This window comes from Okeania sp. SIO2F5, assembly GCF_010692685.1.
Lineage (GTDB): Bacteria > Cyanobacteriota > Cyanobacteriia > Cyanobacteriales > Microcoleaceae > Okeania > Okeania hirsuta.
Genome location: NZ_JAAHGU010000086.1, coordinates 1 through 21,846 on the forward strand (window position 1 = coordinate 1; position 21,846 = coordinate 21,846).

Consider the following 21,846-nt stretch of genomic DNA (forward strand, 5'->3'; position numbering starts at 1 on the left):
AGAAAATGATCAACTGTTTCTCCTGCCAGCGAACGGACAATTGGCAGTTGTGATGAAGGATACAATATATATAGGACTACCATATTATTTGGCGTTGCACAGTGACGAATGATTTGATATTTTTGATTGAATTGGATTGTGGATTAATCAATTGCTAGAATGATTAATTAATGGTTATTTTTAGTCAAAATCTAAACCAATTTTTGGCAATATCATTCCATAATGTGCAACCCCCAAAATTTGGATGAACAATGTGACAATAAAAAGCACTGGAGAAGGGACTATAGATTTGGCTGTAAAGTTTTTTATTGATAATGTGAAATTGAAACAATGTCAGCGTGGTAACCGCATTTGCAGTGAAGTTCATGGAGAAATTGTTAGCTGACTAAGGTAGGCTTATTTTTACAGATGAAGCACCCAATGGCAAACAAATCATCTAGGGATTTGCTCCTTCTTGAGAAAATCTGTTTTGGACTTAAATTTAAATACTTAATACAATCAAGTTGGATGAGAATAGAGTTGTTTTTTTGACCGCTAATTATACCGGTTTATACAAAACCTTTATTTATGAAGGTAAGGAAGAAGGTAGAGAGAAGAAGGATTAGAGAAGAATTTGAAAAACGTGCTTTTGATATCTGGATTTGGTATTACTTGGACTAGAATTGATGAATTGAATGAAGTAAAAATTAATATTTTTATAATGAATATTATTAGATAACTCGGCTAATATACTATTGTTTATGTTTAGTGTTTTCTGTAAAAAAAATACCTGCGATAGTTGCTAATCAAGAATTGACAGAAAAAATTTCTAACGAAAGTCTAGAACTTCAAGTTTTTCAACTCAAAACTCAACTTTTGAGTAAGGGAAGAAGTGACTATACCCTCGCCAAAACTGATTTAATGAGCGTCAGAATTAAATGTTACGCTCAAGGGGGAGAAAATGTTCTACACTCTCATCCTGGAGATGATCATACTTTTGTAATTTTAGCCGGAAAAGCTAGGTTTTTTGGCAAAGATGGTGAAGTTGGAGTGTTCAGTAGAAACCAAGGTATATTAGTTCCTAGAGGTGGTTTTTACAAGTTTCAAAGTTGTGGAGATGAGCCTCTAGTCATGTTGAGAATAGGCGCGGAAAAGGAAAAAATTCCAGTTAATCGTATTGGTATTGATGGTAAGTCATTACCAGGAAAATCAAAGGAAAACAAACATGAGGATGGTGTACCGATAGAAGGGTTATATTATGAGTAGCCGCTTTCTTAAGTAGCAATGTTAATGACGTTTTGAATCAATCAATGTTTTTAGTGATTCCTTCTCTAGAAACTACTAAATTTTTATTGGTAGGTTCTGGAGAAGATTATTGATATGAAATAGAAAATTTAAAACCTTAGATTTTTCTATCAGAGAAGTTTGAAAGAGGATTTCCACTATAATATAATTTTTAATTTACGGTCATTTCAGTTATCAGTTATCAGTACCTCAAAAATAACGTACTATACTATCAAGTCAGTTGAATATTTATAAATAAGAGAGTATGGAAAGATTTACTTTATGAAGTGAAGGGATTGTTTTTCCCTCCCGTGAGTGGAATGGAGTTCTATCGGGAATTAAACAGTCATCCAATTATCATTCCTTAAGTTTATTTTGAGCTTCTGTAATATTGTTAAAAACCCTTATTTAATCTCCCTTTAATATTGGTAGAATAGTCAAACTTATAAATCAAAAAATTAGCAAGCATTTCCTGCGGAATGCTGCGCAAACAGCTATTAGCTGTCAGCTCTCAGCTCTCATGAGGGGGTTTGAATAAATATAGACTTTCAAGCCAGCTTTTATAGTAAGTATCAATTATGACTCAATTAGTAAAGCTTTTATATAAAATTAAAAGCAATAGCTGATAGCTGGCGGCTGAATGCTTACAGAAATAAAGCAGAAATAATTAGTAGTAAAATATTATAAATTTTCAAAGAATATGACCTATTTGTGGTTAGCATTAGCAAGTATTGTTGGGTGGTTTGTCAGTACTCTAGCAGGTGGCGGTAGTTCATTTATCTTAATGCCAGTCATTGGTTTATTTTTAGGAGCTTTAGCCATCCCACCAATTATTACAACTGGAGGAATGATTGGTAATGCTGAACGTGCTTTTACTTATCGGCAAAAAATTAACTGGACAGTGATTTTTTGGGAACTACCTGGTGCTATTGTTGGTGCTTGTTTGGGGGCATTTATGTTGACCCAAATTTCTGTAGAATGGCTGAGTTTTTTAGTAGGATTATTTCTAGTTATCTCTGGGATAAATTTAATTATTAAGAATCAAGACCAATCTTTTACTGTTCGTGCTTGGTATTTTTTACCAGCAGGTTTTATTTATTCCTTTTTGTCTGGCATTATTGGTAGTATGGGACCGATACTTGCACCTTTTTACCTGAATTTTGGCTTGGAAAAAGAGGAACTATTGGGCACTCAAGCAGTGAACCGGATGGTAATTCATATTATTAAGGTGATCGTCTACGCCATTTTTGGTACTTTAACTTTGCCTTTGTTTGGATATGGAATACTCATAGGAATAGCTGCTTTTCCAGGTAATTGGTTGGGTAATTTAGTATTAGAAAAAATTAGTCCGCAATTGTTCCGTCAGTTAGTAATTATTTTTGTGCTTTTTAGTGGTGTCTTTATTCTCTGGGAACAAAGGAATATACTAATATTGTGGTAGATTTGGCAGTAATGCTAAAAAAATTTAACCAATATTTTTGTAAGCACTCAGCTATTAGTATTTCCTACGGAATGCTGTGCAAAAAGATGCATGAACGTAAAGGACTTACTAAGGTTAGCTTATTACCTTTTTCTTTCCTGCGGAATGCTGCATAAACATAATTTTGAATTCTCCTTCTAAGATAATAAGATAATAAGTTAATAACTGATAACTGATAGCTGAATGCTTATATCAAATCCGTTTAATTCGGTATAAAAACATTCTTGATCTTCACCATTACCAAATCTTCATAAATTTTTTCCCTCCTGACTCCTACTTCAAAAGATTTTATACCGATGCTAACGGATTTGATATTACATATTTTTTTGGGATGATAACAAAATTTCATCCACGTTTTCTAAGGTCATTTTTTGTCGGTCGGCTAAATTTTTAATTGTTTGAGTAATAGCTTGAATTTGGAAGTTGTCTAAATTCAAACCAAGTTGAATAGCACGATGATTAATACTATTTTTACCTGTAAGTTTATGGTTAATTAAAATTGACCGATTCAAATCAAAATCAGTGGGATTTATTGCTTCATAAGTTCTAGAATTATTGAGCATTGCTTTAGTATGAACTCCTGCTTTATGATTAAATGCAGCTTCCCCTACGATACAATGATTGAAAGGAATAGAAAGTTCAATTTTTTCCGCTACTAATTGATTTAATTTATGGAGATAAGATAGAGAATATTTATTGTTTAAAGTTTGTGGATCGAGGGTATAAAGACGAGCAATTAATCCAGCTAAAGGAGTAATGCCATTACGTTCACCAATCCCTAAAACAGTTGTATCAATATGAGTTGCCCCTGCTTCAAAAGCAGTAAAACTATTAGCAATTGCACAACCTGTATCATTATGAGCGTGAAATTCTATATCCTCACAAAAACATTGTCTCATATTTTGAATTAGTTGATAAACCTGGTGAGGAGTTGCTATACCTACTGTATCAGCTACTCCAAAACGATTGACTATTCCTAATTTATTAATTGCTAAATAGACTCGCAGTAAATCTGAAAGAGAGCTACGAAATGAATCTTCAGTAGAAAAACGCAATTCTGCTTGAGGATTTTTTTGATGAATAAAAGTGATAACTTCTGTAGCTATATCGATAATTTCTTCTATACTTTTACGGTGACCAAATTGACGTAAAATTTGTGAAGTGCTGATGAACAGATTAATGCCATCTACACCTGTATCTAGGGCTATTTTTGCATCTTCTAGATGGCAACGAATGTGAGTGACAACTTTAGCTTGTAAACCTAATTTAACTAATTTTTGACAATCTTGATAGGATTGAGGAGAAGCTCTCGGAGAAGTAACTTCTATGTATTCTACTCCGAATTGATCTAATCCTCTAGCTATTTCAATTTTATCACTCGTAGAAAAGTTAGATTTAAAAAATTGTTCTCCTTCTCGCAGAGTAGAATCAACTATCGCTAATTTACTTAATAGCATTTTTTTAGTTTAGGCATAATTCTATAATTTTCAGCTAAACATATTACAGGAATTATGATTAGTATGGTTAATTACAATTAATATCACAAAAAAATGGTATATATTAAAGATATTTAATAATATTTAAGAACATTTAAGTTATTGTTAAAATCTATAGCAAAGCAGTCTTATTTGAGTTGTGAGATATTGTAGATTTTAGGGAATAGGGAACAGGGAACAGGGAACAGGTATGGGAGAAACACCGAAGCAATAAAATGATCACAAATGATTTAGGATTGCTATAGTAACCCTCAATCTTAAATTCTAATTAATATTTTTATAGTTATTTGAGTAAATTATATCAATTTGGAAAAAGAATGTTACGAATAATCAGGGCAATTAAAATACTTTATCGGAGATGTCTCTTGGACTAAAAAGATAAATTACAATCTAAAAACTGGCATTAAAGCCATTGATTCTGACTCGGTCCGACTGACTTCCCCTCCTGGGAGGGGGAGGGGCGAGGGGTGGGTTGACTCCTAAGAAATATCCTAGCTATTTGTAGGAAAAATTTATCAATTTGGTATTATAGCGTTTCTCAAGTTACTGAGGTACAGTTATTTTTCTTCTTTTCTACTTCCTACTCCCTAAAAAAATGAATATAGTCGAGAAAACAGCTTCTTAAAAATATTCTATGACTACTTTTAAACAGAATATAAAGTTAATAAAATCTGGAAAGTTTTAGGTAAAAATATCTTTGAATTTAGGGAACGGGAAATAAGAGTCTTTTCAGTTATCAGTTATCACTACCTCTAGCTGAAGCAAAAAGCTTAACATCAGGAATATTCTCTTTTGACTCGGTCCTCCTACTAAAAAAAACTGTGTTTATGATAGGGGAGCATTCCCCCATCAACAAAATAGTAGGAGACTTAAACCCTCGAATTTTTAAGTAATAAGTAAGCAAGAATTTTTTGAGTTAGTTGTTGAGGTGAAAACTTAGTAGTATCTAAAAGCAAAGTTCGCTCAGGAGCAATTGTCTGTAAAGCTGTTTTTGTTGCTTCCGAATTGTAATTTCTGCTCTCCTCAACCAGAATGTTTAATCGTTCGCAAACATCTACAGAGTTATATACTCCTCTTTCCAGTAGAGTTAAAATTTCCTGCTCTTCATCACAGGTAAATAAATTGGATGCTTCGGGTATACCAAAGTCAGAAAAACCCATAATTTTTTGGGGATTAACTACTTCATTATCTGGATATTTTGTGATTTTATCGAAAGCATCACTTCTAGTTAAAAGACGTTTTAAGCGAACTGATAATGGGGCATCCAAAATTATAAATTTAGCTTTTTTTAAAGTATTAGCAGCATAGGTAACTTCATTTTCTCCTCGCAAACCATCAAAAATTAATGGATGATTGATTAAAGAAGGATTAACTTGTAACTGGGCTAAAATATGACCCATACCACCAGGAAAACTTTTTTGATACTGACGAGTATATTTGAAGCGGTCTATACGACAAATTGTTTGAACATTTTGCTCGTTTGTGGCTGTAATATGAGGAATAATTAATTCTGTTGTTAGGGTGCGTCGATTTGGAAGTAAAGTAAAATCTAATCCAGATTCAATTAATGTATTAATGACTGTGCTTTTCCCTACACCAGTTAAACCTACAATAATTACTAGAGCTTCATTCTTGATAGATACCCAATCTTGAGGTAGGGGTACACCAATACCAATTCCTGGCTGTAACTGTTTAAAATTTTGATTAGTTTTAGTTATAGTTTGAATCATTTTAAGTTAAGTTTATGAAAATTTGGAATTATTTTACTTAGAATAGGTATTATATACGATAAATATTAAAAAAAAATAAAAAAGATGAAAAAGCATATTTTAAAAGCTCGATGTAACACTGTTCATTTAGGAGGTTTTTCCCATAAACTAGAACCAGCATTAATCATTAATTCTGGCGATCGCATAGATGTAGAAACTTACACGGGTTATTATCTTTACGACAGAGCACCTAGAGAATTTATCACTCCAGAATTTCTAGAAATTTGTCACAATTTACCAGCAGAAAGAAAAGTTGGTGTTGGTCCTCATTTATTAACTGGACCAATATATATTAATGATGCTAAACCAGGAGATGTATTAGAAATTATTCTGGAAAATATTTACCCTAGTTTACCGATGGGATTTAATTCAATTCGTCCGGGATGGGGTGCATTAGCTGAACAATTTACAGAAGCAAAACTAAACTTTATTCCACTAGATTTAGAAAAAAAGATAGCTGAATTTCCTCTTAATAGTGGGATAAAAATTCCACTTCAACCATTTTTTGGAATTCTCGGAGTTGCTACAGAAAATACTCAACGTTCATCTATTCCTCCTGGTATTTATGGGGGAAATATTGACTGTCGAGAATTACAAGTTGGTTCGCGAATTTTTTTACCTGTTTTTGTGCCTGGTGGTTTATTTTCTATTGGTGATGGTCATTCTGCACAGGGCGATGGAGAAATAAATGTAACGGCAATTGAAACTTCAATGAATGGCACTATTCAGATTAAGGTTAGGCAAGATTTACAATTAATTTTTCCCATGGCAGAAACATCTACTGATATTATTTCGTTTGGGTTTGGCAATACTTTAGATGCTGCTTTTGAATTAGCTTTAAAGCAAATGATTAGTTGGTTAGAAAATTTTGTTGGGTTGAGTGCTGAAGATGCTTATACTTTGTGTTCTATTGCTGTGAATTTTCATATTACTCAAGTTGTGAATAATCCTCATAAAGGAGTTCATGGAATGTTACCAAAATCAATATTACCCGCAATAAACTCTATCATATAGAAGAAATTATCTTAAAAAGCTGAATGCGAGCGCATTCCGCACCGAGGAGCTGACTGCTAATAGCTGAAATTACATTCTGCGTAGGTGTTTAGATACCATAAAAAAGAGGCAAGATTTTTCCTTCTTTTTTCTTCCTTCTACTATAAAATAATAATCTAGTTATCGGTCTTAACTTTTTTGCCATTCAGTAAAGCAAGAGGATGAACTTTTTTGCTGTTTTATTTGCTTGAATTTTTAATGCCCGATCAAAAGTAGCGATCGCCTCTTCATAGCGGTGTAGTTTTCCAAGTATAGCGCCTAAGTTATGTAAAACATCAACATTAGCAGTTAAATTTTGGGAACTGAGAGCAGCAAGGGTTAAGACAGCTGTTTTAGAAATACACATATTTGGCTTATTTATCTATATATATTAGTTTTTATTGGAATTAGTTTTTATTGGAACAGATTCTATTTAAGTACAGGTGCAGTTTTTTATTTCTGTGGAGGAAAAAAATTGACTACCTGAGTTAACCATATAGTCTATTTGCCTATTACAAAAGTTTATTGTACTAACCCGGAAATTTATTTATCCAGAATTCAGTACATAAAATCAGTTAAGTTTATTCATCAAAATTACTTCAAGTAATCAAATTTCAACTGGTAAACTACTACGCAGTTAAATTTAATAAACTGTATTGCTTTGATCGCAGAAGTAAAAAGGAAAAATACGCTTAGTTATCTAGGAGAGAAGAAAAAAAGTTAATGATTGATATTCCGTTGTTTCTCCTATTCCATTTAAGTACAGGTGCAGTGTTTTATTCCTGTAGAGGAGAAAAATTGACTACCTGAGTTAACCATAGAGTTTACTTGCCTATTACAAGAGTTTATTGTACTAACCCGGAAATTTATTTATCCAGAATTCAGTACATAAAATCAGTTAAGTTTATTCATAAAAATTACTTCAAGTAATCAAACTTCAACTGGTAAGTAGGTAGGTCTAATTAAACGTCAAAAAAATTGTCGGGGCAGGTTTAACTGAAAGCTTTGACTTCAGCGCTATAGAGTTCTAAAAACTCGCCTTCTAATATTGGGTTGATTTATGCTTATCTACTTAAGATCCTACAGAGTTAAACTTAATCAAAAGTATTGCTTTTATAGCAGAATTAAAAAGGAAAAAGGTATTTAGTTATCTAAGAGAAAAGGAAAAAGGTGAATTATTCATATTCTGTTGTTTCTCCTACGGAGTTACACAAAAAGATATTCCATAACTCAAAAGTAGTAAGCACCTACACAAAATTAATTACATATTCTTGACAATTTTTATCCAGAACTTTTTTGAGATAGTTAAGAAAGCTTGGAGAGTTTTCGAGTTTCATTAACTTTAATCCACTCATTCTTAATAAATTTCCAAATAATTTCGATTAAGTTGTGCTTGGGTGAGTAAGTTGGACACCAAAATATCTCTAATTTTTTTCTTTCCATTCTGATAATTTTTCGCTCATTTTATCCCTCGTATAGATGAAAGCTCTATCCATAACTACAGAGCAAGAGTTTAGCTAAATATTGACTAAACTTATTTCAAAAATTTATGACAATTTTACTGTCAATTACTCCCTGATGTATTTCGTAATTTAGTTAATTTTTACATCATATATAGAGCTGCTATCTCTCACTTGAGGAAATTTACTTTGGAAACTTATTCTTTCTAATACCAAATTCACGCAAAGGCAGTTACATCTTAATTTGTGATTTCTTCTTAAAAGAAAAAATTATAAATTCCATAAATTCTAAAATTTCCACCTTTTTTCCTCTTTAATATTTATGTTTTTCTTTCTCTGTTCCCAGCTCCGGTGTTCCCAGTTAAGTGTGTCCTCACGCTTTGCAATATTTTATGAAATTGGTATAAAAGTTTTTTCGTCAAGGATATATTTTGATGACAAAAATAGGAAATTAATTTTCTGTTCCTGCTTAATGACAGTTGCTATATTTTTAAGTTTACGTTTCCACTTATCAGCAAGAACAGGAATAATTAAAATAACTTAGTCACACTCCAATTTGCCCTAACTCAAAATATTTCATGGCAATTGAAAAAAGTTGGCTCTAAATTGTGATAATTTATAATTCAGGAATAATAATAAGTACTCATGCTAAATTATTTGTATATAATTTCATCTCTAAGTCTGACAGAGTGAGAAGTTAATGCATAATTAATTATGCTTAAATACTTAATTTAGGAATTATACAAATCTGGAAAAAGAATGTGACGAATAATGAGGGCAATTAAAAGAAACCTGCAGGAGATGTTCCTTGGGCTAAAAAGATAAACTCCCACCTAATAAATGGTATCAAAGCTATTTATTTTTACTCCTGACTCAGTCCTCCTGACTCCTAAGAAATAACCTAGTTATTTATAGCAAATATTTATTACGCTTTGTCAGAGAATTCACGGCCTCATAAAAATAATTTTAAATGTTTCTTCTCGGTTTTTTATCTATTAGTAACTATTTGAATTTATTAGTGACAAATATCAAGCTTTATTTTGAGTTTAACAGACATCAACATCAGGTTATTCAATCACTTTTATTATTTATAATTTCTTTAATCAAATTGGTATAATACAGTACGATCGTGAATACAGTTTCAAAGAGCCATCTTGGACAAAAAAATCAGGTATAAAACCTCCCCCTTTAAGGAGATAAAAAAGAAAATTTTGCATTTTATCGCCTCCCTATTGCCCGAGGTACTGATAATTGATAACTGAATTGACACTAAGAAATAAAGAACATCAAAAAATTATAAATATCTTTTATCAACCAAACTTAGTATTACTTCAAAATTAATATTAGATTAAATGCTCATCAATCATTGTCCTCAAGTTACCGTTTGTTTACCTACTTATAACTCTGGAGAATTTCTAACTCAAGCAATAGATAGTGTCCTTCAACAGACATTTACAGATTTTGAGTTAATTATTTCTGATGATTGTTCCAACGATAATACTCCAGAAATTATTAAAAATTATCTGCAGAAAGATAACAGAATTAGATACTTGAGAAATTCAAAAAATTTAGGACTGTTTACTAATTGGAATCAGTGTTTAGAAAGTGCTAATGGTGAGTATATTACTATCTTTGCTCAGGATGATGTGATGTTGCCAAAAAATTTAGAGCAAAAGGTAAAAATTTTGGATAAATACCAAAATATAGGTTTAGTTACTTCATCTGTTATGGTGGTTGACGCTAATAATAATCATCTCAATTGGAATTGGGCAAATTATCCTGAGGATAAGTTAGTAAATGGCAAGGAATGGGCGAGGAATATTTTGGGAGAAGCTAATCCTATTTGTTGCCCGTTTGTATTAATGAGAAGACAAGTTTTAGAGAAAGTAGGCGGGAAATTTAATGAGAATTATGCTTATGCTGCGGATTTAGAATTATGGTTGAGAATTGCTTTGGTTGCTGACTTATATTTTGTCAAAGAAATATTGGGATATTATCGATGGCATGAAGGAAATAAAACTCATAGTTTTGATGATTTTTATCAGGTAAAAGAACATTTACAAATTTGTAGTGATTTAATTGATAGTTTCAATTTATCAGACCCAGAATTAAATTATTGGGAAAGTGAAGTGTTATCTCGAACTGTTAAATGGGTGAGTTTTTATCGAATTTATCATTATCTGGAAAAGGGAAATTTTGATGAAGCATTCAAGTTATCCGAGTTGCTGGAAAATTGGCGGGGTAAGTCAGTAAAATTAAGTATTTCTGTGCAAGAGTTAGGCACTAGAATACAAAAAATTTTACAAGTAAATTCTCGCCTCAAGTTTGAAGTGGATGAATATAAGGACTGGGTTAAAAATCTTGAGAATAAAAATTCGGTTTTAGAAATGAAAATTAATCAGTTAAATGATGAAAAAAAATGGCTAGAATCTCAGATTAAAGCTTGGATACAAACTGCACAAAAATATTATCAAGAAAATAGGAAATAGCAGAGCGGGGGAGTGGGGGAGTGGGGGAGTGGGGCAGCAGGGGAGTGGGTAGGGACGTTGCATGCAACGTCCGTACAGGGAGTAGTAAATATAATAATAATTAATACGCTTCTAGGGTGCTAATTATCAAAAAGGTGATTATATTTGTGTCAATTACTTAATATATTGAAGTGCTATTTAAGTTAAGTATTGTCGAAGGAAAGGTTATTTCTTAGGAGTCAGGAGTCAGGAGTCAGAATGAATAGTTTTAATGCCATTTATTAGGCCATAATTTATCTTTTTAGTTCAAGGGACATCTTCTGCACCTGTCTTTTAATCATGCTTATTATTCGTAATATTCTTTTTTCACCCATGGTATTAGGACATATCAAAAGCTTAAAATTCAGAAAAAGCAGTATTTTTCCCTCTTCCTTCTTCTTTCTTCCTTCTTCAGCTTAAAATTCAGAAAAAGCAGTATTTTTCCCTCTTCCTTCTTCCCTCTTTCTTCTTCCCTCTTCCTTCTTACTTCTTCAGCTTAAAATTCAGAAAAAGCAGTATTTTTCCCTCTTCCTTCTTCTTTCTTCCTTCTTCAGCTTAAAATTCAGAAAAAGCAGTATTTTTCCCTCTTCCTTCTTCCCTCTTTCTTCTTCAGCTTAAAATTCAGAAAAAGCAATATTTTTCCCTCTTCCCTCTTCCTTTTTCCTTTTTCCTTCTTCAGCTTAAAATTCAGAAAAAGCAATATTTTTCCCTCTTCCTTCTTCCCTCTTCCCTCTTCCTTCTTCAGCATTCAATAAAACGACTATAAGCGACACTTGCTTCATCTATTTTTCCTTGCTTTGCTAAAGCATCTCCTAAATTTTTATGAAATAAAGGTGAGGTGGGATTGAGATTTATTGCTTGCTCAAAAACATAGATTGCCTCTTCTAATTCCCCCACTTTTGTTAAAGCTTCTCCTAAATAGTTGTAAGCTAAATCTAACTTGGGATTAATTTCAATAGTACGACGGTAAGAGGCGATCGCTTCTATCCATCTTTCTTTTCTTGCCAAAACTATTCCTAAATTTAGATAAATCTCTGGATTATTTTTCTCTACTTCTAAAGCAAGTTGATATTCATAAATTGCTTGCTGAATATCGCCTTGCTCTGTCAATATTTTGCCTAAATTAAAATGAATTTCTGGATTTTCTGGTTCAGTTATTAGGGCAATTTGATAAAAAATAATTGCAGAGCTTAATTTATTTCTTCTAAATAAGATATTAGCTAAACGACAACATATTTCTGGATGATAGGGTTGAATTTCTAAGATTTTATGGTAGTTGCTTTCATTCTGAGGATCGTAATCTATTGCTTGACGATAATGACTCAATGCTGCTTTTAAATTTGCCCGATAACGCTGCCGAAAAATATCCCCTAAATTTTCATACACTTCTGTTAAATTTGGTTGTAATTTTATAGCTTTTTGGTAACTGACGATCGCCTCATCCCACTGCTTTTGTCGAGAGTATAAATTACCAATCATTTTGTATAATTCAGCTAAGTTTGGCTGAATTTTTAATGCCTTAAAATACCAATTAATTGCAGCTTTTAAATTACCTTGCATTTCTAAAGCATTTCCCACAGTCTGATAAGCTGGAATAAAGTCTGGTTTTACCTCTATAATTTGATGACACAGAGCGATCGCTCTATCCATTTTACCTTGGGCCAAATATTCTCTGGCTTTTTGGTGCTTTTCTACTACATTCACAGTTAAGTATAGATTTTTTCATACTTGACTATATTAAGCTAAAGTATGTTGCAAATTCAAAGATTATTTATCAAACAAATCTCGGACAATCTTTTGTACTATGTTGGTTTTTGTGAGATACCTAGTTAATAATATATGTAAGCATTTCCTGCGGAATGCTGCGCAAACAGCTATTAGTGGTCAGTTCATCCTACGGAATGCTACGCAAACAGCTTTTTAATGAATGAAGCAAACATTAGTTTAACTTCTACTACATTTTCAACTCTATAAAGCTGATAGTTGACTGCTGAATGCTTGGCAATATATTTTGGATAACATATCTAGTTAAGACTTTTGGTAGTAATTTGATCGAGATTTAGATATATACTAATTTCATTTGAGTTGCGTAAAAAACATGGTCGCTTTTAGGCAAAAAGTCAAAGGCAAGAGGCAACAAGTAAGAAGGTTTTCTGGAGTTTTTAATGTTAGTAAATAACCAATTATTGTTTGACATCACATCCCGTTAATTCGGTATAAAAAAATGTTTCATATTCAGGTAGAGCAAAAATATTTCTAAATTCTTTTTCCTCCTGACTCCTGATTCCTAATTAACTATCTAGTTATACCAATACCACCAGATTTAATATTACATTTCAAATGAAAACGCTATATCTAGAGAATATAAACTCAAAAAATTGGCTGAATTTTACCTCTGCTCTACTGCTTTAGCTAAGAAATAGTTCTCTTCTTGGTTAAAGATTGATTTTATTAGTGGTATAGCGACCTATTTATTTTTTTCTGAACTGAAATTATCTAAGTATTAGTAGTAATGAAATTAGATTTAAAGAACCTTTGTTCTCAAAACAAAATTTTTCCTAGAGGCATTATTCATGTAGGTGCTTATGAGGGTAAAGATATTAAAACTTATCAAGGGTTAAATATTTCAAAAATTCTTTTCATTGAAGCTAACCCCACAGTATTTGAAAGGCTAAAAACAAATATTGCCGAAGTATCTATTGATGTGCAAGCTGTTAACTATGCCATTAGTAATCAAAATGGAAAAGTAAAATTATATGTTAACTCCATGGGACAGAGTAGTTCCATTTTGCCTTTGAAATTTTATCGAAATATTTATCCAAATATTAAAGAAACACATCAACTAACTGTTGAGTCAAAAACTCTTGATACTTTGCTATCAGAATTAGGACTAAAACCAGCAGATTTTAATATTCTCAACCTAGATATTCAAGGGGCAGAACTTTTGGCATTACAAGGTGCAACTAATCTACTTAAATATATAGATGCAGTTTACACAAAAATCAATTATGAAGAACTCTATGAAGGTTGTGCTTTGGCAGAAAAAATTGATGAGTTTTTAGCACAGACTGGTTTTGGTAAAATAGCAGTTGCCACGCCTTTTCATCCTTCTTGGGGAGATGCTTTTTATGTGAGAAAACAAGTAATTAGTATGTCTACTCTTGGCAAAAATGCTGGATTAGGTAATCAAATTTTTCAGTATGGTTTATTGAAAATATATGCTCAAGAAAATGGCTTATCAGTAGAGACTCCAAAATGGATAGGGCAAGAATTATTTGGGCATAAAGACCGAGAGATTTCTGAAGATTTACCTGAAGTTTGGGAGAATGATAATGAATTTATCCTCGGTAATACAGAAATTTTGAAAAATGTAGATATTCATGGAGAATTTCTATATAACACTCGCTATTATGCACCCTTTAAAGAATATTTTTGTTCTTTGTTTCAACCTGCACTAGAGATAGAGAAAAAAGTAAAACTTGCTTGGGAAAAATTACACTCTCGTGGCAAAACTATCATTGGTTTACATTTACAATCACATTCAGAGGAAAATAGTAATTTTGCTGTTGCTCCGAGTGAGTGGTATAAAATTTGGTTAGATGGTTTATGGGAAACTTTAGAGGAACCAGTTTTATTTATTGCCAACGATAATATAGAGGAATTACCTCTGGTTTATTTTGCTGAATATCATCCTGTAACTTCTCAAGACTTAGAGATTGAAGTTAATCGAGAATATCTGAATTTATTCTTATTGAGTAAGTGTGATTTTGTTGCTATTTCTAATACTCCCTTTGCTTTTGCTGCTTGTCTATTAAATGAAGCCGGAAAATATTTCTTTCGACCTCATTTTTCCACCGCAAAACTTATACCTTTTGAACCTTGGAATAGTACGCCAGTTTTTCGAGATGTGGATATTTCAGAAATAGGGAATAGTGTTTCATTGGAGGTGAAATTTCAGGAAAATCAAGTCGAGTTAGCAAATATTCAGTCTCAGAAAGATGAACTTTCTCATAAATTAATATCTACCCAATCTCAACTTCAACAAAATCGTGAAGAATTAGAAAATATCCAATCTCAAAGAGACCAAATATTAGAGGAGTTAGAAAAATCTCAGTCTCAACTTCAGCAAAACCAAGAAAAAACCAAAAATTCCGAAGCAAAACTACAGCAGATTCAAACAGAATTAGAAAATACCAAGTCTCAGCGAGATGAATTTTCCGAAAAATTAGTATCTGCTCAGTCTCAACTTCAGCAAAACCAAGAACAAGCTCAAAATTACGAAGCACAGCTACAACAAATTCAAACAGAATTAGATAAATATTGCTCAGAACTACATGATGCGCGAGAAGAATTAGAAATTACCCAATTCCAACTCGATGAAGTACAGGCAGAATTAGAACAATCTCAATCTAACTATTTCAAGCATCAAGAAGAATTGAATACCTGTAAATCCCAACTTCAAGAAACTCAAACAGAACTGGAAAAAACTAAGTTAAAACTAGAAAATCAGGCAAAAATATCACCTAATCAAAATCAAAAAAACTATGCAGAACATCTCAAAAATTTAGCGAAAATTCTAGCAGAAACAATTCCAGATTGATATATAGCAATTCCTAAGAGGCGTGAGGTAAAAAATTATTTTGCTGCGCGGGAGTAGGGAATAGGGAATAGAAAAGAAGAAAAACAACTTTACCTCAGTAACTTGAGAAAGGCTAGATTGTATAAATCTATAGCAATTCTAAATGATGTGCAAGAAAACTAAAATAGATCGTAAAGTCTGAAAATAACCATTTTAACCTAACTCCAAAATATGTTTTATATAACCTTAATAAGGCTTCTATATAGAGATTACATTTAGGCAATAACCTTTTGTTTTTAATCAAAAGATATCTTTGAAAAAGAAGTCAGAATACAGGAGTCAGAAGTTATAGCAAGCGCGATAAATGTTTGCTACATTTTTGCATTGGGCGGGAATATGGCCGAATAGCCATTTGACCGTACAAAAGTAGGGGAGAAGTAAACATCAGAATAATTAACAATAAATGGCCTGCTAATTATCAAAAAAGTTATTCAGTTAGCGTGTTAATTACTTAATAATTGAAGTGTCATCTAAGTTAAGCATTCTTTTTTCAAAATGGTATTATAGAATAATAAGGTATTTAACCCAATTAGGCAAGGAGGGAGTCAGGAAAAGTCAAAAAAAATTCTTATTAATTCTTACTCCTGACTTATTACCTGGAAAAGGCAATAAAGTCAGACTTCTAATATAGGGTATGCTGAAAAAAATTAGGTGAGGAAAGCCAATAGTTTATTTAAGTTTAACAGTAGAAAAATTTTCACTGTTTCAGTTCAAAAAAATGTCTGAATTTTGACATACAGTTCGACTTATTTGTTTTTATTGCACTATATGAATATCTCAATAACCCTTAAAACTTTGATTAATTAAAATTTCAGACTTATTCAGCAAGTCCTAAATATTTATCTCTTTTTCTCCTTCCTTAAAAATTATGAAAACAGCATTAATTTCCGGAATTTCAGGTCAAGACGGTTCCTACTTAGCCAAACTATTACTAGAAAAAGGTTATAATGTTTGTGGCACTTCCCGAGATGCCCAAATGTCTACTTTTAACAACTTATATCGTTTAGATATTCGTGACAAAATAAAATTAGACTCTATGTCTTTAACTGACTTTAGAAGTGTCTTACAAATATTAACCAAATATCAACCAGATGAAGTTTATAATCTAGCAGGTCAAAGTTCAGTAGGTCTATCTTTTCAACAACCTGTAGAAACATTAGAAAGTATCGCTACTGGCACATTAAATTTATTAGAAGCAATTAGATTTACCGGAGCAAAAATTAAATTATATAATGCTAGCTCCAGCGAATGTTTTGGCGATACAGGCGGTCAACCTGCTACAGAAATCACTCCTTTTCGCCCAAGAAGTCCCTATGCTGTTGCTAAATCTACAGCCTTTTGGGAAGTGGCAAATTATCGAGAAGCTTACAATTTATTTGCTTGTTCTGGCATATTATTTAATCACGAATCTCCCCTCAGACCTCAACGTTTTGTAACTCAAAAAATTATTTCAGTTGTTTGTAAAATTGCTAATGGAAGTAATGAAAAATTACATTTAGGAAATATTTCAGTGCAGAGAGATTGGGGTTGGGCACCCGAATATGTAGAAGCAATGTATTTGATGTTGCAGCAAGAAGAACCAGATGATTATGTAATCGCTACTGGAGAAAGTTATCCTTTACAAGATTTTGTCATAGAAGCTTTTGCTACTGTAGGATTAAATTGGCAAAATTATGTAGAGGTAGATCGAAGTTTATATCGCCCTACTGATATTTCCGTAGGTAGAGCAAATCCAATTAAAGCTAAAGAAAAATTAGCATGGAAAGCACAGTATAAAATGCCAGATGTAGTGCGAATGATGGTTGAGGCAAGAATGGCTAATATTTAAGTTAAGTAGGGCAGCAAAAAATCACACAATCAGGTGTCTAAATATTGTGAATACTTAACAATTTGTAGATAGTTTGTTTAACTAGCTATCAGCATTTTCCGTACCGGAATGCTCCGCAAACAGCATTTCTGTACCGAAACGCTTTTTAATCTTTTTTTGTATGCCCATATTTTTATCCTTGGTCATAATAATTATGAAATATTGAATTTTATAACTGTTTTCATCTAGGGAGAATACAGATATTTTTTCTCCAATCAAAGCATCTAGAAGTTATGTAGTCTATACTTAGTGAAAAACAACAATAATATAATAAGACTATGATTAAAATCAAAATAATACCTTGATAAAATGGCGATCGCTTAACTAGAAATGAGTTTGAAAAGCGCTACTTTTCCATGCCAAAACATAAAAAAGCTGAACTTATTGAAGGAATTGTTTATATGACTTCACCATTAAGATTTTCTGCCCATGGAGAACCTCATCTTCAGATTAATACTTGGTTAGAAGTGTATACTGCTGCTACTCCTGGAGTTAGGAGTGTCGATAATACTACTCTCGTTTAGATAAAAATAATGAACCTCAACCAGATGCCATATTATTTATTGAACCAAGTTTGGGAGGACAAACAACAATTAGTGAGGATGATTATATAGAAGGAGCACCAGAATTAATTGTTGAAGTTGCTGCTAGTAGTGCTGCTTATGATTTGCATGATAAATTAAAAGTCTATCAACGTAATGGAGTCAAAGAATATTTAGTTGGGCGAGTTTCTGAACAATAATTCAGTTATTTTTGGTTGTCTGAAGGTGAATATATTTATGCGAAAATAGATGAAAATGGAGTTATAAAAAGTCAAGTTTTTCCTGAATTATGGTTAGCAGTTAAATCCTTAATAGAAGGAAATTTTGCTGAGGTTTTAAATGTACTTCAACAAGGATTATCTAGTTCTGAACACCAGTCATTTATTAGTCAACTTCACAGTGAATTAGCATTTTTAGTTAGAGTGAGTATCTTTAATATTGCCATCAATAAAAACCCAGGGTTTAAAGGTCAAAATTTCCCTAAATTATAGTTTGCCGTTAAACCCTGAATAGACAGAAATTTGCCTGAAGTATTCAATCTACTTCAGCAGAAATTATCTATAGCAATATGATTTGAGTTGTGAGATATTGAAAACTTTTAGGGAACAGGGAACAGGGAACAGGGAACAGGGAACAGGGAACAGGGAACAGGGAACAGAGAAGAAGAAAAAAAACGTATCATATGAATATAATAATTGCTATATTCTATACTTTTAAGGAACATCTCAATTCTCACAACTTATTCCTGATTGCTATAGTTCCGAACACCAAGAATTTATCAATCAACTTCACAATTAATTAGGACTTTTAGTTAAAGTGAATATATTTCTATTGCCATCAATAAAAACCCAGGGATAAAAAGTCAAAATTTACAGAAATTATAGTTAGCAGTTACATCCTTAATAGAAAGAAATTTTCCTGAAGTATTAAATCTACTTCAGCAGGAATTATCTAGTTCCGAACACCAAGAATTTATCAATCAACTTAACGGTTAATTAGGATTTTTATTCGCAAGCTACTTTAGCGATCGCTTATGCAATAATCCTATATCAATTCCCATACATTAATACTTAACTTAGATAACACTTCAGTTATTAAGTAATTAAAAAGAGCAGAATAAATTTATTTGCTAATTTTAGCCAAGTTAATGTTAATTATTCTGATGTTTGCTTCTCCCCCACTCCCCTACTCCCCCACTCCCCTACTAATGAAAATATAGACCTAAATTTTGCCAACATTTCTATTATGATAAATATGTAAGTTTACAAAACTTTATAAAATGAACCCCGTTATAGCAACACCACCAAATCAACTAGACCTGCATACTTGGACTTGGAAAAACCACCAAATCCAATATACAGTCATGGGAACTGGACAACCCCTAGTATTAATTCATGGTTTTGGTGCATCCATAGGTCATTGGCGTAACAATATCCCTACCCTCGCCGCTGGAGGCCATCAAGTATTTGCCCTCGACTTACTAGGATTTGGTGCATCTTCTAAGCCACCCATAGATTACTCATTAGAACTTTGGCAAGAACTACTATACGACTTTTGGAACCAACATATTCAAAAACCCACCGTCTTTATAGGCAACTCCATTGGTGGACTACTTAGCCTAATGATACTAGCAGACTACCCAGAAATTTGTACAGGTGGGATTCTAATTAACTGTGCAGGAGGCTTAAACCATCGACCTCAAGAATTAAATCCTCCCCTAAGATTCATAATGGGAATGTTCAGCAAATTAGTTAATTCCCCAGCTCTAGGACCATTTATTTTCAATCAAGTCCGTAAAAAATATCGTATTCGTGGCACCCTCAAACAAGTTTATCGTAATCAAGAAGCCATTACAGATGAGTTAATCGAACTACTTCATCGTCCTTCCTGCGACCCTGGAGCGCAGAAAGTCTTTGCTTCAATTCTCACTGCACCTGCTGGACCCCATCCCTCAGAATTATTACCAAAAATTCAAGCACCATTGTTAGTAATTTGGGGAGAAAACGATCCTTGGACACCAATTTCTGGTGGGAAAATTTATCAAGACTTATCAGAGAAAGGTGCATCTATCCAATTTGTTCCCATACCCAACACAGGTCATTGTCCCCACGATGAAAGGCCAACAATAGTTAATTCTTTGATTTTAGATTGGTTATCTCAAAGGTGAAGCTCTTGATAGATAGTGCTTTCAAGATTTGTCAAAAAAAATTACTGAAATATAGTGACAAAACTAGCTTAGTAAGTTAGAATGTCTACCGTGTGAGGAGCGAATCAGCAAGAGCATCGAGACGAAACACGGTCAGTCGTCGATGCTCTTTCTCAAAAACTCTATTTACGTTAAGGCACAACTGTTGTGTCAATTACTTTTTAAGTTCATTTTAAGTGGTGTTGAGGATTATTAAAAGGTAGTCATTTTTAATGGCTACCTTTTTAAATTTATTTGATATATCTAGGACTTGCTGATTAACTCTAAAAGCCTTTATTTGTAAATGCTTTAGCCTTTTTTACGAAAAAAAATGCAAGTTTTTCGCTCCAAAAAGCTAAAAATACTCACATTTGCAGCAAACCTAAACAGACAAATATCAGACAATTATTCCTACTGACTGCTCCTGAGTTCTCACTTCTGAGGTCTGACTCCTACAAAAAGACTTTTGCAGTAAACCCTATCTAGTTGTTATTATTAGTTTCTAACTCTGTTGGCATCCAGTCATGAGTAACATATATATGACCTAACTCTTTACCCCCATAACTTCTTTTAGCAAACCGCCAACCAGGTTCAAGAATAATTTTAGTAAATCCGTCAGCTAAACCATAAGTTCTGCCGATCAGTAGTCGTGGTGCATTAGAATCAACACGAGAAATACCCATCAGTCGTATATCCCCCCCACTCATTTGTAAAGAGAGAGCATAATCAAGAGCCATATCAGTACCTGCCATTCGGATAGAATAACCATTACTGTCGGTTGCACGTCCACAAATACCCGTAAAGTCAAAATTTAGTAATAGAGGATCGACCAAGACCGGGCGATCGCCACTTTCACCCCAACATTGTCTAGCATCGGTTTTTTGTTCTAAAATTAGCAACTGTGGCCCAAAAGCACGAGGAACTGCAATTGCAATGTATCTAGACTGCTCGACTTCTTTTTGGTCAAAGAAATTTGCCCTAACTGGTACTGGACGAAGAGAAAAGAAAGTTAATACTCCTAAAGTTGTCAGTGCAGCTATAGACTGCTTAAAAAAAGTTTTCATGCCTCTTGTTTCACCTGATTTTATATAACTTGAGAATTAGATTTTGGGAAATTTTAGGACTTATTTTCGTACTTCTGTTAGAATTTGTCAAATCCCATATAGCCCAATTCTCTGAGTTAGAGAAAATTTTGTATTTTTATTACTTTCTGAGTATTTTAGAGCCAGATATTAAAATTTGCCTCAATGCCAAATTATGATTGATTTAACACAGAAAAAATAAGATTAGTGTATTGAATTTATGATTTTCGGTGGTTAACCATTATCCAATAAGTTAATCATATTTCCTATACATAAAAAAAATACTGCAATTAAATTATGATTGCTTTTGATTACCTATTTGTTTTTTCTATTTTTATAGTAATTTATGACCTGAATACTTCTACTTATAAAAACAATAGTAGCTAGTCCTAAATGGTAATGGTATTGATTGAACTTGGGACAAATTACCTAATGATGTGAGCTATGATTACCTCGCCATATCCAATCGACCAAGAGAGAGGATATATTTCGGTTTCTTTCTTACTTACAGTTTTTTCCACTCC

General features: G+C 32.7%; 15 protein-coding genes and 1 pseudogene. 9 read left to right on the forward strand and 7 right to left on the reverse strand.

Annotation, left to right across the window (positions count from 1 at the left end):
- Positions 1 to 253: 253 nt before the first annotated feature.
- The 3 genes from F6K27_RS22110 (at position 254) to F6K27_RS22120 (ending at position 2,704) form a co-directional block, all read left to right on the forward strand.
- Positions 254 to 385: a hypothetical protein gene (locus F6K27_RS22110; RefSeq protein WP_287278363.1), complete on the forward strand. Its 132-nt coding sequence runs from the start codon at positions 254 to 256 to the stop codon at positions 383 to 385.
- A 362-nt stretch (positions 386 to 747) separates the two neighbouring features.
- Positions 748 to 1,245 (forward strand): cupin domain-containing protein, encoded by a 498-nt coding sequence (locus F6K27_RS22115; protein ID WP_287278362.1) that lies wholly within the window; start codon positions 748 to 750, stop codon positions 1,243 to 1,245.
- Positions 1,246 to 1,963: 718 nt separating this feature from the next.
- A complete protein-coding gene (locus F6K27_RS22120; RefSeq protein ID WP_287278361.1) occupies positions 1,964 to 2,704 on the forward strand; it encodes a sulfite exporter TauE/SafE family protein in 741 nt (246 codons plus the stop codon).
- A gap of 353 nt (positions 2,705 to 3,057) precedes the next feature.
- On the opposite strand, the gene lysS is transcribed toward F6K27_RS22120, so the two are convergent.
- Together lysS and F6K27_RS22130 are read right to left on the reverse strand one after the other, a co-directional pair.
- Complete coding sequence (lysS, locus tag F6K27_RS22125; protein WP_287243447.1) at positions 3,058 to 4,200, reverse strand: homocitrate synthase; 1,143 nt, start codon at positions 4,198 to 4,200, stop codon at positions 3,058 to 3,060.
- Between the two features lie 908 nt (positions 4,201 to 5,108).
- Positions 5,109 to 5,969 (reverse strand): AAA family ATPase, encoded by an 861-nt coding sequence (locus F6K27_RS22130; RefSeq protein WP_287278360.1) that lies wholly within the window; start codon positions 5,967 to 5,969, stop codon positions 5,109 to 5,111.
- 84 nt (positions 5,970 to 6,053) lie between these two features.
- Here F6K27_RS22130 and F6K27_RS22135 point away from each other — a divergent pair, with 84 nt between their 5' ends.
- Positions 6,054 to 7,022, forward strand: coding sequence for an acetamidase/formamidase family protein (locus tag F6K27_RS22135; protein WP_287278359.1), 969 nt, complete (start codon positions 6,054 to 6,056; stop codon positions 7,020 to 7,022).
- A 184-nt stretch (positions 7,023 to 7,206) separates the two neighbouring features.
- Here F6K27_RS22135 and F6K27_RS22140 read toward each other — a convergent pair whose 3' ends face one another.
- Both F6K27_RS22140 and F6K27_RS33910 read right to left on the reverse strand, forming a co-directional pair.
- Entirely contained in the window at positions 7,207 to 7,407 is a 201-nt protein-coding gene (locus F6K27_RS22140; protein WP_287278358.1) for a tetratricopeptide repeat protein, read from the reverse strand.
- A gap of 938 nt (positions 7,408 to 8,345) precedes the next feature.
- Complete coding sequence (locus F6K27_RS33910; protein WP_124145951.1) at positions 8,346 to 8,483, reverse strand: transposase; 138 nt, start codon at positions 8,481 to 8,483, stop codon at positions 8,346 to 8,348.
- A gap of 1,369 nt (positions 8,484 to 9,852) precedes the next feature.
- On the opposite strand from F6K27_RS33910, the gene F6K27_RS22145 reads away from it, so the two are divergent.
- Entirely contained in the window at positions 9,853 to 10,989 is a 1,137-nt protein-coding gene (locus tag F6K27_RS22145) for a glycosyltransferase (RefSeq protein WP_287278357.1), read from the forward strand.
- A gap of 759 nt (positions 10,990 to 11,748) precedes the next feature.
- Here F6K27_RS22145 and F6K27_RS22150 read toward each other — a convergent pair.
- Positions 11,749 to 12,711 (reverse strand): tetratricopeptide repeat protein, encoded by a 963-nt coding sequence (locus F6K27_RS22150; protein WP_287278356.1) that lies wholly within the window; start codon positions 12,709 to 12,711, stop codon positions 11,749 to 11,751.
- A gap of 808 nt (positions 12,712 to 13,519) precedes the next feature.
- Between F6K27_RS22150 and F6K27_RS22155 the strand changes: the two genes are divergently transcribed.
- Positions 13,520 to 15,607, forward strand: coding sequence for an FkbM family methyltransferase (locus F6K27_RS22155; protein ID WP_287278354.1), 2,088 nt, complete (start codon positions 13,520 to 13,522; stop codon positions 15,605 to 15,607).
- 907 nt (positions 15,608 to 16,514) lie between these two features.
- On the forward strand, positions 16,515 to 17,474 hold the full coding sequence (locus F6K27_RS22160; RefSeq protein WP_124142699.1) for a GDP-mannose 4,6-dehydratase: 960 nt from the start codon (positions 16,515 to 16,517) through the stop codon (positions 17,472 to 17,474).
- 81 nt (positions 17,475 to 17,555) lie between these two features.
- On the opposite strand, the gene F6K27_RS22165 is transcribed toward F6K27_RS22160, so the two are convergent.
- On the reverse strand, positions 17,556 to 17,732 hold the full coding sequence (locus F6K27_RS22165) for a hypothetical protein (RefSeq protein WP_161565029.1): 177 nt from the start codon (positions 17,730 to 17,732) through the stop codon (positions 17,556 to 17,558).
- Positions 17,733 to 17,821: 89 nt separating this feature from the next.
- Between F6K27_RS22165 and F6K27_RS22170 the strand changes: the two are divergent.
- Both F6K27_RS22170 and F6K27_RS22175 read left to right on the forward strand, forming a co-directional pair.
- Positions 17,822 to 18,450, forward strand: a pseudogene (locus F6K27_RS22170) (Uma2 family endonuclease); the annotation flags it as partial.
- An 884-nt stretch (positions 18,451 to 19,334) separates the two neighbouring features.
- On the forward strand, positions 19,335 to 20,222 hold the full coding sequence (locus F6K27_RS22175; RefSeq protein WP_287278353.1) for an alpha/beta fold hydrolase: 888 nt from the start codon (positions 19,335 to 19,337) through the stop codon (positions 20,220 to 20,222).
- A 500-nt stretch (positions 20,223 to 20,722) separates the two neighbouring features.
- Here F6K27_RS22175 and F6K27_RS22180 read toward each other — a convergent pair whose 3' ends face one another.
- On the reverse strand, positions 20,723 to 21,304 hold the full coding sequence (locus tag F6K27_RS22180) for a DUF3747 domain-containing protein (protein ID WP_287278352.1): 582 nt from the start codon (positions 21,302 to 21,304) through the stop codon (positions 20,723 to 20,725).
- Positions 21,305 to 21,846 lie beyond the last annotated feature (542 nt).

Bases quoted from the DNA above. Each gene is read 5' to 3' on its own strand.
- F6K27_RS22120 (WP_287278361.1), top strand. From the start codon at position 1,964: ATGACCTATTTGTGGTTAGCATTAGCAAGTATTGTTGGGTGGTTTGTC.
- lysS (WP_287243447.1), bottom strand. From the start codon at position 4,200: ATGCTATTAAGTAAATTAGCGATAGTTGATTCTACTCTGCGAGAAGGA.
- F6K27_RS22130 (WP_287278360.1), bottom strand. From the start codon at position 5,969: ATGATTCAAACTATAACTAAAACTAATCAAAATTTTAAACAGTTACAG.
- F6K27_RS22135 (WP_287278359.1), top strand. From the start codon at position 6,054: ATGAAAAAGCATATTTTAAAAGCTCGATGTAACACTGTTCATTTAGGA.
- F6K27_RS22140 (WP_287278358.1), bottom strand. From the start codon at position 7,407: ATGTGTATTTCTAAAACAGCTGTCTTAACCCTTGCTGCTCTCAGTTCC.
- F6K27_RS33910 (WP_124145951.1), bottom strand. From the start codon at position 8,483: ATGGAAAGAAAAAAATTAGAGATATTTTGGTGTCCAACTTACTCACCC.
- F6K27_RS22145 (WP_287278357.1), top strand. From the start codon at position 9,853: ATGCTCATCAATCATTGTCCTCAAGTTACCGTTTGTTTACCTACTTAT.
- F6K27_RS22155 (WP_287278354.1), top strand. From the start codon at position 13,520: ATGAAATTAGATTTAAAGAACCTTTGTTCTCAAAACAAAATTTTTCCT.
- F6K27_RS22160 (WP_124142699.1), top strand. From the start codon at position 16,515: ATGAAAACAGCATTAATTTCCGGAATTTCAGGTCAAGACGGTTCCTAC.
- F6K27_RS22175 (WP_287278353.1), top strand. From the start codon at position 19,335: ATGAACCCCGTTATAGCAACACCACCAAATCAACTAGACCTGCATACT.
- F6K27_RS22180 (WP_287278352.1), bottom strand. From the start codon at position 21,304: ATGAAAACTTTTTTTAAGCAGTCTATAGCTGCACTGACAACTTTAGGA.